Origin of the sequence: Chryseobacterium sp. G0162, assembly GCF_003815715.1 — a bacterium.
Lineage (GTDB): Bacteria > Bacteroidota > Bacteroidia > Flavobacteriales > Weeksellaceae > Chryseobacterium.
Genome location: NZ_CP033922.1, coordinates 3,662,952 through 3,675,959 on the forward strand (window position 1 = coordinate 3,662,952; position 13,008 = coordinate 3,675,959).

General features: G+C 36.9%; 9 protein-coding genes. 3 read left to right on the forward strand and 6 right to left on the reverse strand.

All coding sequences use genetic code 11. From position 1 onward, the window contains the following. Positions 1-112: 112 nt before the first annotated feature. From EG344_RS16590 to ppk1, 6 genes are all read right to left on the reverse strand, one after another. A complete protein-coding gene (locus EG344_RS16590) occupies positions 113-3,151 on the reverse strand; it encodes a choice-of-anchor I family protein (RefSeq protein ID WP_123910495.1) in 3,039 nt (1,012 codons plus the stop codon). A 127-nt stretch (positions 3,152-3,278) separates the two neighbouring features. Then, entirely contained in the window at positions 3,279-3,428 is a 150-nt protein-coding gene (locus EG344_RS24000; protein WP_164464453.1) for a hypothetical protein, read from the reverse strand. Further along, complete coding sequence (locus EG344_RS16595) at positions 3,425-4,078, reverse strand: NAD-dependent epimerase/dehydratase family protein (protein WP_123910497.1); 654 nt, start codon at positions 4,076-4,078, stop codon at positions 3,425-3,427. Before EG344_RS16595 ends, EG344_RS24000 begins: the two co-directional genes overlap by 4 nt. 443 nt (positions 4,079-4,521) lie before the next feature. Then, complete coding sequence (locus EG344_RS16600; protein WP_123910499.1) at positions 4,522-5,406, reverse strand: exopolyphosphatase; 885 nt, start codon at positions 5,404-5,406, stop codon at positions 4,522-4,524. Positions 5,407-5,410: 4 nt separating this feature from the next. After that, positions 5,411-5,578 (reverse strand): hypothetical protein, encoded by a 168-nt coding sequence (locus EG344_RS24005; protein ID WP_164464454.1) that lies wholly within the window; start codon positions 5,576-5,578, stop codon positions 5,411-5,413. Between the two features lie 161 nt (positions 5,579-5,739). Then, on the reverse strand, positions 5,740-7,812 hold the full coding sequence (ppk1, locus tag EG344_RS16605; RefSeq protein WP_123910501.1) for a polyphosphate kinase 1: 2,073 nt from the start codon (positions 7,810-7,812) through the stop codon (positions 5,740-5,742). Positions 7,813-8,188: 376 nt separating this feature from the next. Between ppk1 and EG344_RS16610 the strand changes: the two genes are divergently transcribed. The 3 genes from EG344_RS16610 to EG344_RS16620 all read left to right on the forward strand — a co-directional run bounded on the left by EG344_RS16610 (position 8,189) and on the right by EG344_RS16620 (position 12,899). Continuing rightward, entirely contained in the window at positions 8,189-10,156 is a 1,968-nt protein-coding gene (locus EG344_RS16610; protein ID WP_123910502.1) for a type VI secretion system Vgr family protein, read from the forward strand. A 36-nt stretch (positions 10,157-10,192) separates the two neighbouring features. Continuing rightward, a complete protein-coding gene (locus EG344_RS16615; RefSeq protein ID WP_123910505.1) occupies positions 10,193-11,812 on the forward strand; it encodes a phospholipase effector Tle1 domain-containing protein in 1,620 nt (539 codons plus the stop codon). Between the two features lie 79 nt (positions 11,813-11,891). Continuing rightward, positions 11,892-12,899 carry a DUF2931 family protein gene (locus EG344_RS16620; RefSeq protein ID WP_228412752.1) on the forward strand — a complete coding sequence of 336 codons (1,008 nt, stop codon included), beginning with the start codon at positions 11,892-11,894 and terminating at the stop codon, positions 12,897-12,899. Positions 12,900-13,008: the final 109 nt, after the last annotated feature.

Genomic DNA, 13,008 nt, shown 5'->3' on the forward strand with positions numbered 1-13,008 from the left:
TTGTCAAGGTTTAAAACCTTAACAAGGATATTAGCCATTTCTAACTTCGAGTTGGCATCATCATAAAAAAAGCCTCTAAAATAGAGGCTTTAATCAAATCGTAAAATGTAGATTATTTAACAATAACTCTTTTAAGGTGTCCTTCTGAGGTTTTTACAAGGTAAACTCCTGTAGAAAGGGTTGAGGTATTTATTAGCAAAGCATTTTTTTCCTTTCCAATCAGCTTTCCGGACATATCATAGAGTTCATAGTCCTGTTTTCTGTTGAAATATAAAGTATTTCCTTTATTCACCGGATTTGGGAATAGATTGAAGGTCTCTTTTTCAGATTTTACTTCGCCGGTTGCTAAAGTAGGTGACTGGGCCACTTCATACATAGATAAAGTTCCACTGATCTCATTGGCAATAATAACATACCCTTTCTGAGTCGTGGTATTTTCCGGAGCAATATAAATGATTCCTTCAGGACCGTTATCTCCACCGTACGCTGAGGTAGAACGGGAGTGTTTATAATCTGTAAAAGTAGGATTGTTTGGATTGGTGATATTGTAAACCATTACGCCGCCTGTTCTTTCCAGGGTAATGAAAGCATAGGTCTGCCCGTTAATTTTTCCAAGAGCAACTCCTTCCGGCTCAGGACCTTTTGCCCGGCTTCTGCTTTTAATGGTATTAGACTCATTATCTGCATTGAAAATTAATGGATGATTAGCAGCAATATATCTTTCAAACTGATCTCCGCTGTCATACACCTGTTGTTTCGTATCCGCATTAAAAATAGAGAACGAACGGGCTCCCAATGCTGCAATTTCTTCAAAATCGGCATCACCATCAGTATTTCCGGTAGCCGACGAAACTCTGAACCTTCCCAGGTTGTAAGAAGCCTTTAATATATCAGCATTAGGGAAAATTGCAGGATCTAAAGTATAATTGTTGGCTCCCACAGTTGTTCTTTCGCTGTATCCGGGAAGATCTTTTTCATCTCCTTCATTGGCGGTTACAATATAGTTGGTATTTCCTACCTTATAATTTTGTACAGCATCAGGAAGGTAGTACGCTTTTACAGGCCAGTTGGCAATAAGAATCTCTCCATTATTATCTGATGCATCAAAACCATTCCCCGGAAGACTCATATCCTTTTTACCTAGGCCCCAGATTCCCGTAATATTTTTAGTGGTAAGATCTACTTCAGCAATGGCGTTATTTTCCTGAAGCGTTACCCAGGCTTTTTGGCTGTCAGTACTTACTGTAACATATTCAGGTTCCAGATCTTGTGAAAGCGTATTGTTGGTTCTTACTTTTCTTAAACCTGTAGCGGTTAAAGCAGCTACCTGAGAATCAAAATTATTAAAGTTCAGAGTAGTGACGTTACTTTGGGTAAGGTTAGCAATACCTCCTGAAATATCAATAATACTGATGGTTCCTTCAGGATCTACCGTATAAGCATCATTAGGCTCTCCTTCATTAGCTGTAATCACTTTTGTTCCATCTGGAGTAAAGGTTACCATATCCGGTAGAGCTCCTACGGTTACTTGTTTCAGGAAATTTCCGTTAATATCAAAGAAAACGACAGAGCCATTTTGTTGTGGGTTGGTATTTGGAGAGGCTGCTGCAATAATTCCATTTTTTACAGCAATACTGGTGATACCGCCGTAGGAAGCCATATTGACGGTCTTAATTACCGATGGAGTAGTAGGACTACTGAAATCAATAATATCAAAGACATCTGTAAGAGAGCTGATGGTGAAAAGCCTTTGAGTTGCCGGATCATGGACAACAATTTCTGTAGAACTGTTATTGTTTCCGGAAGGATCAAAGCTTCCAATATAATTCAGTTTAATCTCATGAGAAGGAACAGGTGCTGGCTTATCATTATCTACAATATAAATGGTTGCAGAACTATCTCCTGAAATGGTTGCGCCTGTTGGGTTTTCAAGACTTACTACAAAATATTCTGCTTTTTGTTCTTCCAGTGTATCATCAATAATAGGAATATTAACTGTATAGCTCGTGGTGGAAGGATTGATATTGATGGTTTGGTTTGCTAGTGTGAAATCATTGCTGTCTGCTGTACTGAAAGGAGCAGGTTTTACAACAAGATTCACTGTTGCTGTAGAAGGATTTGCTACGTTAATTTTGAAAGCCAATGTCCCTGCATTTTCTTCCACTTTGATGAAGTTTTTCTCAAGAGAAATAGAGGTCCCGGCAGTGGTAAATGTAGAGGATGTTATGGCTGTTACTGCATTGTCACTGAAATCTTCAACCGTATTAGGCTTAAGCGCCAGATAATACGTTTGGCCCGGCACTAAGCCGGAAGTTGGAATGATCGTGATGGTGTTGTTGCTAAAAATTGTTGTGAAGGGAACTTGGGTACCTGTAGCGTTTCCTAGACGGAAATCTACAAGATTTTGTGCATTAGAATCGGTGATCGCAGAATTATCGGTCAATCTTACATTTTCATTAAAGGAAATTGTAGGATTAATAGTACTTGAAGCGTTATTGGTATTGTTAGTTGGAAGATACGCGGTGGTTGGTGGAGTTGTATCACCACCTCCGGCCGGACTTGCATCTACTGTAAAGTTGTCAAAACGGTTGTTACCACCTGTTCCGCCTCCCGTTGCAGAGAATTCAACCTTTAATTTAAAGTTGGGATTATTTGAAACACCTGCCACTGAAGAAAAATCAAAACTAATCAATTGTGGATTGGCATCCTGAGGGGCTATGACCTGATAGGGTACAAAAGTAGTTCCATCCGTTGTATAAGACCATGTCTGCGTTCCGGCTCCCTGTCCTGATCTTCTGGTCGTAAACTTTACGATGACATTATTGTAACCTGTTGTTGGCAGATTAAACTGTAAGGCACCCCCAATAGGATTGTTGAATCTTAAATGGGTTCCGGATAGATCTCCGTTTCTGGCATTGAGATTATCAATATTAAAATTTTGTCCGGTACCACCTGCAAAATCTATTACACTTGTACCGCCTGCTATAGAGATAAGGGAGCCGTTGGCCAATGTAGATGAAGGTGCAGTGATGGCAGCTTCAGATGAATTATTGTTAAAATTCCAGTAATGGATAAGCGTCTGTCCGAATAGTCCGCTCTGAAAAAAGAATGCGGCTACAACAGACCCTTTTAATAGGTAGTTGTTGATCATTTTTGACTTCAATTAGATTTTTACAAAAATGAACTTTATGTTTGATAACTATTTTAATAGAATTTTAAGAAATGTTTAAAAAATAGGTCTTTTTCTGATAAAAAATGGAATTTAGGTGTTGGGTTCGCTATTTTGCAGGCTTTCCGGAAAAATTTAACATGGTCCCTGACTTTGCTCCTTCCAGAGGATGTTTCTGCATATACAAAAACCCTGAAACTGCAGTCAAAAGCAAGAGTACAAAAATAACCAGAACAATTCTTTTTAACATGTCTCTCATATCGCTAAATTTTTAATATCTCGAATTTCTAAAGTTGAAGAAGGATAGCCTTTTTTTACAGTATTGATCATTGCTTTTCCAACTTCATGTAAAGTTAATGATTTTGACGGTAAAAAAATAGGAAAAAACCAAATAAAAGGTTTGAAAAACCATTTCACATTAATTTGGCCTTCAACAGGTTTCATAAATCCAGGTCTGAAATTGTAAGCTCCTTTAAAATTCATTCTTTTTAAAGTATTTTCTGTTCTGCCCTTCACTCGTGCCCACATCAATTTTCCGCTTTCAGTGCTGTCGGTACTAGCTCCGGATACATAATTGAATACTATTTCGGGATTTTGATGTAAAACAGTTTCTGCAAAATGTATCGTAGTATCATAAGTAATTCTGGTGTAATCTTCTTCATTCATCCCCACACTGCTGATTCCTGCACAAAAGAAACAGGCATCATAACCTTTTAGGTTTTCATCATTACTCTTGATGGATAAAAAGTCCGGAACGAGATATTCTTTCAGTTTAGGGTGCTTTTTTCCTGATGGTTTTCGACTGACACTCAGGATCTCAGACACATTGGGATTTTCAAGGCATTCCATTAAAACGCCTTCGCCTACCATTCCGGTAGCTCCTGTAAGAATTATTTTGATTGAGTTCATAGTTTTGCTATTGATAGTTGTATGACGAATAAGGGTAAGGAATTACTTTATTTTTTTTAGATAAAGTAAAAAGTAAAAAGTAAAAAGTAAAAAGTAATACCATTAAATATCTATTCTCCATACGGAAATCAATATCAAGAGGGATGGGCTTTAGCCCATCTAAAAAAATAAAAAAATCCATAGGCTTTAGCCAAAACCTAAATAACGTGATGATTTTGGATGTAATTTTCTGTTTGTGATGATGTTGAGATTGCTTCGCTACATTAGTAATGAACGGCAGAAGTAGGTAATGAACGATAATATTTTAGCCCTGATTGAAACGGCATCCTTTTTCTGTCTGGCTTTGAAAGGTGAGGGCGAAAAAGATATAGTGGAAAGCAGGAATAGCTCCTAAAAAAACCGAACAACAATTGTCCGGTTTTGATGAAAGTATGTTTTAAAAACTATTTCTTGTGTTGTAACTGGCTGAAAATATTCTGGATTAATCCATCTGCTACGGAAATTTTCGGAACAAAAATTTTGTTGATATCCGACCAGGCCATTACGTTGTTGAAAATACTTAAAGCATGAACCAATACATCGGCTCTGTCTTCCCTAAGGCTATGTTTTGTCATTCTTTCTTCTACAGAAAGCTCATTGAACTCTTTGTAAACCTTTTTCAGATGGGCTAAAGACATTGGTTTACCGTCTTTAGTTTTGCTCATGGAGAATACCTTATTGATGTTTCCTCCTGATCCGATGGCTACAATTGGTTTTTTGCTGACAATATTCTTTTTAATTTCTTCCTTCATCTCTCTCCAGTTATCCATGGTAACAAGATTGTTAAGAAGGCGGATTGTTCCAATATTGAAAGATCTTTCATAGACCATTTTACCGTTTTCATAGAAGGTAAGCTCTGTGGAACCTCCTCCTACGTCAATATATAAATAAGCAAACTCTTTGTCAAGACCTTCTGCCACATGGTTTTCATAAATCAAGGTAGCTTCTTCATCTCCGGAAATAATTTCAATATTGATACCGGAAGCTTCCTGCACTTGCCTGATAATTTCATCACCATTGGCAGCATCACGCATGGCACTGGTGGCACAGGCTCTGTAATGGTCTACTTTGTAGATCTTCATCAGGTCGCTGAAAATCTTCATAGAATCAACAACCATTTTTTCTCTTTCAGGACCTATTTTTCCTATAGTAAATACGTCCATACCCAATCTCAGAGGGATTCTAAGAAGATTGAGTTTAATGAATTCCGGCTTTTTATTATTTATCTTTACTTCATTGATGAGAAGGCGGGCTGCATTACTCCCTATGTCTATCGCTGCTATCTTCATATTTTTAATACTCTTTTAGAGGTTGTTTATATAAAGGTAAATCTTTACCTAAAAAGTTTCCAAAATTATCAAAAAAATAGAAATCAGTAGCATTATTTCTGGTACTGATCGTATCATATAATAAAAATAATTTTTCCTTCTGAAAATTCTGCTGTTGTGGGGTCTTCTTCATAGTTATAAAGAGGTTTCCTCTCTTTATTTACAAATGTATAACCTATGCTTATTCTTCATTCTTTATAGCCCTCAATAGAAAAAGGATAAATTGCCTTTTGTTGAGCACTGGCGAAAACAACAGGCATCAGAAAAAAAGAAGTTTTATCATTTAAAAATTTGTCATTTTTTATTCGTTTTAGCCTTTAGATAGTTATAGGTTTCTATTTGTGATCTACATTCCTTTTTATCATTCCTTATGTATTCATTGCTCAGCTTTTTATCTAAGATCCTTGCTTTTACATTATCTCTAAGCTGAATATCCAGAATGTCTTTTAATTCTTTTTTAAGGTTTTTATCGGTTATTTTGGCTGCAGCTTCAATTCTGTAATCAAGGTTTCTGGTCATCCAGTCGGCAGAAGAAATATACATATCTTCAGCTCCTTTATTGTAGAAATACATAACTCTGGCATGTTCCAGATATTCGTCTACAATACTGATGGCCTTAATTTTTTCTTTAAATTCCCTTTGATTCACGGCACAATAAATTCCTCTTACAATCAGTCTTATGGTTACACCTACCGTGGCTGCATCATATAATTTTTCAATTAATAATCGGTCACTTAAAGAATTGGCCTTAACGATGATTTCAGCTTTTTTTCCTGCTTTAGCTTCCTCAATTTCCCTATCAATATGTTGAACAATCTTTTCACGCATAAATTGAGGGCAAACCAATAAATTTTTACAGGTTTTCAAAATCGGAAGATAATCATCTTTTGGCTTTTTCAGTACATTGAATACTTTGTTGATGTCTGCCATTATCCCACGATCAGAAGTCAGAAGCAAATGGTCTCCATAGATCCTTGCTGTCTTCTCGTTGAAGTTTCCGGTACTTACAAATCCATATTGGATGGTTTTGTTGTGGGCTCTCTTTTTGATAACACAAAGTTTTGCATGAACCTTTTTGTTTGGAAGCCCTATCAGAACGGTAATTCCTTCCGGTTCCAGCATCTCTTTCCACTCCAGATTGGATTCTTCATCAAATCTTGCCTGCAACTCAAGCATTACTGTTACTTCTTTACCATTTCTGGCTGCATAGATTAATGCATTGCTTATTTTTGAATTACTGGCCAGCCTGTACGCGGTGATCTGTATGGATTTTACATCCGGATCCATGGCTGCTTCACGCAGAAGATCAATCACCGGATTGTATTTATGATAGGGGAAAGTAAGCAGTACATCTTCCTTCATGATGACGTCTGTCACTCTTTCGCCATGTTCAAAGGCCTGATGGGTGAAAGAAGTTCTTTCAATAGGTCTTGTATAGGTTTCAAAAACATCAGGAAAGTCCATAAAGTGTTTGAAATTATGGATTTTTCCTCCGGGAATAATGCTGTCTTTTTTGGTCAGGTTTAGTTTTCTGATCAAAAGTTCCAGCAGTGCCTTATCCATATCTTTATCAAAAACGAAACGGGTAGGTTTTCCTTTTCTACGGTTTTTAAGTCCCTTTTCTATTTTTTCTGCGAAATTGGTACGGATGTCATTATCCAGATCCAGTTCAGCATCTTTGGTTACTTTAAAAGCATTAGCTGCAAATTCATCATATCCGAAATAAGAGAAAATGTGGGGCAAGTTGAAGGTAATTACATCTTCCAGAAGCATTACATTTTTTTCTTCAGGATTTTCAGTTGGAAGCAATACAAATCTTCCTACAAATCGGGAAGGAATTTCAATAATGGCGTAGTTGCTGGAATATTGCCAGTCTTTTTTCCTCATGGCCACTCCAAGATAGAGACTTTTATCTCTGAGGTAAGGCATTGGGGTATTTTCATGAAGAAGAATAGGGATTACATTAGATTCCACCACTTCGTCAAAGTAGTTTCTGACAAAATCTTTTTGCAATGCTGTCAGGTTTTTAGAATTTTTGATAAAGACTTTATGATCTGCCATTTCAGTCTGGATAGTTTTCCAGGTTTTATCGAAATTCAGCTGTTGCTTCATCACAATTTCATTGATTCGCTGAAGAATTTTAGAGGGAGGCTGATAAAAGGACTCGGCAATTACCTTTTCCTTAAAGTCCATGGCACGCTTTAATCCGGCAACACGTACCCGGAAGAACTCATCCAGATTGTTAGAAAAGATTCCAAGAAAACGTATTCTTAAATGTAAAGGAACTTTTTCATCCATGGCTTCCTGTAAAACCCTTTCATTAAAGGCTAACCATGTAATATCTCGTGGATTAAAGTGTAATGACATTCTAAATGTGTATATTTTATCAAAAATAATAATTCGTCCAGTTTCTGGCTCTATTTTTTAGGTTAAACTTTGATTAATTTTAATAGATGAAAAATAGAGAGGCACTGTCAACTTTTTATGATCGTATCTTAATGATATTATTTACTGAATAGTATTATTTGTCTATATGTTTTCTATGATGTGTGATTTATTTGGGGATTTTATTATATTTGAATATAAACACTAAAAACAACACAAATGATATACTCCCTAATCTCATCTACATGAGATCGTCCCTAATTCTTTGAGAAGGACAATTGCCCATCAAATATTTAACGAATATTAAGAATAAAAGTTTCCTTTTGGGAGATTGGTTCACTATTTAAAAAACACACAAATGAAAAACAACACCAATGAAGTTCCCTCGAATGAGGAGTATTCAAAATTAAGAAAAAGAGCCTTTACCCACGTGAGCAATGCTAAAGCTATTTCGGAAAATCAGATAGCAGGAATTAATCGAGTGGTAAAACTTGAAGTTTATGCGAATGGCAAACCTGTCACGCATTTCAAACACTTCAAACTAATACAAAGTGCCGTAAGGCATCATGAATTTGAAATTATCCTTGCCCATGACAGTCTGGAAAACAAACAGACTCAAAACCTGGAAGATGCCCATAAGCTATTGGGGAAAAGATTAACCGCTACTTTCTCTTACAAAGATGTAGAAGATACACCCAACATGTCATTTGTAGGAGTAATTACTCGGGTTGGGTTCAGCCGGGAAAAGACCAGTCTTGGAGATATTGTCCTTAAAGGGCAAAGCCCAACGATTTTGCTGGATGGAGCTTCCCATACCCAAAGCTTTGGCGGAAACCAACCCGTAAATATGGGAATTATTGCTAATGAAATCCTTAAACAGGGACTTGATAGCTCTGATTTTGATTTTAATATTGATACCAATGATACCTCTCAGATTCTTTATAGCAGTCAGTATGATGAAACACACTATAATTATCTGGCAAGAATGGCTGAAGCGTATGGAGAACAGTTCTTTTATGATGGGTATGTTCTGCATTTTGGAAAGCTTCTAAAATCCGGTAATCAACACATCCAGTTAATTGAAGGTAGCAATGTGAATGATGTAAGGATAGAACTCAGGGCAGTTCCTATCAAACCACAATTTTATGGTTATAACAGTAGTGAAAATGAAAAGCTGACTTCAGGAGAAATATCTGTAAAACATTTGGGAGATTTAGCCCAGACAGCTTATAAAAATAATAAAAGAATTTATAAGACTCCTTCTTTAAGAGTAGCTCCCATAAGGGCCGTTACGCATCTTGATGTAGAATATTCCCAAAAAAGTGCTTCTGGAAGTAAAGCCGTAGAGGTCATGAATGTTTCAGGCTCAACTTCCATTCCTTTCCTTCATCCGGGATGTGTGGCAGATATAAAAATACGAGAGCAGGATTCCAACAAAACGAACCACCTTACGACCCTTATGATTACCGAAACGGTTCATGAGGTAAATGCCCGAGGATATTATACCGGAAGCTTCGAAGCTATATCTGAAGGAACAGGCTATATGCCAAAACCGGAATTTTATATTCCAAGACCAGAGCCACAGATTGCAACGGTAGTTTCCAATACTGATCCTTCAGGACAAGGGAGAATCAGCGTAAGATTTGACTGGCAGCTTAATGAAACCACTGATTTTATCAGGATGATGAGCCCTGATGCAGGAGGAACAGACCAGATTACACAAAATCGAGGATATGTAGCGATCCCTGAAGTAGGAGATCAGGTAATGGTTAACTTCCAACATGGACATCCTGACAGACCTTTTGTGATGGGAGGAATGTTTCATGGCGGAACAGGTCTTGGAGGCGGTGCTAATAATCACATGAGATCCATACAGACCAAATCCGGAATAAAAATTCTGATGAATGATGATGAAAAGAGCGTGAATATTATAGATCCTAGCGGAAATAATTACCTGATGGACGGACAGGGAAATATTATTATTACAGCACCTAATGATATTACCTTCAATGCAGGTGGAAATTTATCAATGAATGTTGGACAGAATATGAATACTACAGTTCAAATGAGCTCAAATGAATCTATAGGAATTAATAAATCTTCCAGTGTAGGAATGATGAATATGCTTACTGTAGGAAAAGATTTTGTCACCAATGTCATTGGAAAACTTACGCATTACGTAAAAGGAGATATGGAAACCTATGGTGAAAAAGGACATAAAACCATTTCCTTAAAAGGGATGGAAGTAAGCAGTGGAAACAAAATAGAGCATCATGCTGAAAAGGAAATCAACAACAATAGCAATGAGCAGTCTAAAAACCACTAATCAATTTAGTAAGGAAGAATTTTTAATACCGCTATCATGAGTATAGAATATATAGTAGAAGGGAAGATAAAAACTCAGGTAAAAGGAGATTATCTGGTATTTTCTAAGGAAAATATCACCCACAATAGCGAAAACTCTCTGGAACAATCCGGGAAAGAATCCGGAGTTAGCTATAATAAAGCCAAAACACTACATCCTAATGATAAGCCCGTTAATTTGCTGGAAGTGAGTCTCAATCTTTTTTTTGATGGCACCCAGAACAATAAAACCAATACCGATCTTGGAAAGGATTATGAGAAATCTAATCACGATGATGACAGCTATACCAATGATTATTCTAATGTAGCCAGGGGCTTTGATGCTATAGATCCCAACGCTGAACATCAATACAGGATTTATATAGAAGGAATTGGAACGAAAGACGGGGAAAGTGAAATGCATTTATGGGGGAACGTTCCAAATAGAGGAATTTTATTTGGGACTAACGGACGTGGGGTAAAGGCAAAAGTAACCAAAGGATGTGTAGAAGCAGGAAAGAAACTGGCAAAATATACCCAGAAAGACATTCATCTGAAAGTAAACGTGTTTGGTTTTAGCCGTGGGGCGACCGCAGCAAGGCATTTTCTGCATATTGCAACTAATCCGGCTACCGTTCTAAAAGGATCAAGGAATAAAGGAATGGCTGTTCCCCCACATCCGGCTGAAGGAGGGTTAATAGAAGTCAGTCAGGATGATCCGCTTATCCTGAATCATGGGTATTTTGGAGCCTGTTTAAGATATTGGAATGTTGCGCCTAAAAAAATATCATTCAATTTTGCCGGGCTATATGATACGGTAGCGTCCTATGGGCTGGATCACCGTCCAAAGAACATAGGAGATATTACTATAATTCCTGGAGATACTGAACAACTTGGGCTGAAGGCTGTGAAAAAATCCTATTTCACTTTGCAGATTGCTGCTGATAACGAATATCGTGATAATTTCGATTTAACGAACATTGACAGTGCAGAAGCCGCGGGATTACAATTTACACTCCCCGGTGTACATTCTGATATCGGAGGATGCTATGTGAATCAGGCTGAAGAAAAAGTAGAATTGTATGAAGAAAGAGAAAATGAAGGCAGAAGATGTGAACAATTTAGAAAAATACTGATAGAAGAAGGCTGGTATACTCCGGAAGAAATTATAGTGAAAAAAATTATCTCGGCTTATAAATATGGAGTTAATACCAAATATATATTGGTAGGAACGAGAAGACCTTTTAATACCTATGATAAAGTCTCTCTTAATACAATGTTTTTTTACTCAAGACAAGAGCAATTTGGGGTGAAGTATAAGACAAATGGAATAAATGATAATCAAATAGCAGATCCTTTCCTAATTGAAATACATAATCAGTTAAGAAATTATATAAATGCTTGTAGTACATTACGAAATACTTATGTAGAAGAATTCAATAAAAGTCACTCATCAGGAGATTATCTTGAGAAATTAAAAGCTATACATTATGAAGATTTTGTAGATTTAGATCAGCTTAAAATATTGAGAAATAAATACCTTCACTGGTCTGCCAGTGCTACTAAAATGGGATATGGGCCAAGAGTAGGAAAAATAACTAATGCTAAAGAGCGTACAAGAAATATACAAGATGGATAAGATAAATCGTAAAATACAATACCTCATACAAAGCATATTATATACTGTATTATGCTTCAATTTAACACACTGTCAAAAGATGAATGATAAAAAAATGGCTTTCCATGTGGAAATATCGCAGCCTGATAATAAATATGAAGTTACCCCTGTATTTGATAAAATAAAAACATTGGAAGGAAATCGTGCAGGCTTGCCTTATGGGAGCTCATCGGGAAGATGGGGTGATTCAGGCTCAACTTGGACAGAACAATATGGAACTCCTATTGGAGCAGATATTACTTACTATTCCAGATATGAAAATCTCTATTATCATTTGGATGTAGACTTTCCGATGGATACTATAAAGGATTATATGGAGCGGGCTTATTCCAGAGTAGAAGATAAAGAAGGAGAAACTCAGGAGTATAAAAGACTGGGAAGAGGCTTTGAATCTGGAGGAGGAAAGGCTTATGATAGCTTTTCTACATTGGTTTTTGGTTTTGCTCCTAAAGGGATGGTCGTTGTATGGCTTAATTTTGGAAATACCCGTATTGAACTGGGGCGTTACCAGGCACAGCCTGTTACAGATTCAGCAGAAATTGCCAAAGCAAAAGAAAAATACATGGCAATGTATCGCATAAGTCCGGAACGTTACGAAGAAGCCAAGAATGAATTATCTATTCCTGATGCCAGTCCTAAAGAATGGGATGATTACAGACAGCGTTATCATTGGCGTCCGGTGGTAACTTCTACAAATCCTAAATTCAGGTTGTTTGAAGTACTCAATTATACTTATAATGGAGAGAAAGAAGGGGCATTGAGACCCTGGGTTTTAAATATACCTTACAAAGAAAGGGCTATTCCACAAGAAATGGTATTTACATGGGAGACCGGAAAAGAAAAGCAGGAACAGCGAAACGCACGTGCTTTTTTCAACTGGGAAAAGACCAATGAAGCCTTCAAACAAGCAGGAAATAAGATCGATATGCAGGTGAAAATTGCTCCGGATAATGATTCTATAGAAATTTTACTCAATGGTAAGCCTTTGGCAACAGACAGTATTCGTATTTACCAATGGTCAGGGGATTATAAGGAAAGTTATAGGTAAGTCTTTCGATCAGTTTTTCTTTTAAAGCATCTGTCAGAACACTCCCTTTTTAAACCTTTTTCGGAACATAAGAGAAAAAATTTCCACATTAAATAAAATGAAACCTTGA

Bases quoted from the DNA above. Each gene is read 5' to 3' on its own strand.
- EG344_RS16600 (WP_123910499.1), bottom strand. From the start codon at position 5,406: ATGAAGATAGCAGCGATAGACATAGGGAGTAATGCAGCCCGCCTTCTC.
- EG344_RS24000 (WP_164464453.1), bottom strand. From the start codon at position 3,428: ATGAGAGACATGTTAAAAAGAATTGTTCTGGTTATTTTTGTACTCTTG.
- EG344_RS16610 (WP_123910502.1), top strand. From the start codon at position 8,189: ATGAAAAACAACACCAATGAAGTTCCCTCGAATGAGGAGTATTCAAAA.
- EG344_RS16615 (WP_123910505.1), top strand. From the start codon at position 10,193: ATGAGTATAGAATATATAGTAGAAGGGAAGATAAAAACTCAGGTAAAA.
- EG344_RS16595 (WP_123910497.1), bottom strand. From the start codon at position 4,078: ATGAACTCAATCAAAATAATTCTTACAGGAGCTACCGGAATGGTAGGC.
- ppk1 (WP_123910501.1), bottom strand. From the start codon at position 7,812: ATGTCATTACACTTTAATCCACGAGATATTACATGGTTAGCCTTTAAT.
- EG344_RS24005 (WP_164464454.1), bottom strand. From the start codon at position 5,578: ATGAAGAAGACCCCACAACAGCAGAATTTTCAGAAGGAAAAATTATTT.
- EG344_RS16590 (WP_123910495.1), bottom strand. From the start codon at position 3,151: ATGATCAACAACTACCTATTAAAAGGGTCTGTTGTAGCCGCATTCTTT.
- EG344_RS16620 (WP_228412752.1), top strand. From the start codon at position 11,892: ATGAATGATAAAAAAATGGCTTTCCATGTGGAAATATCGCAGCCTGAT.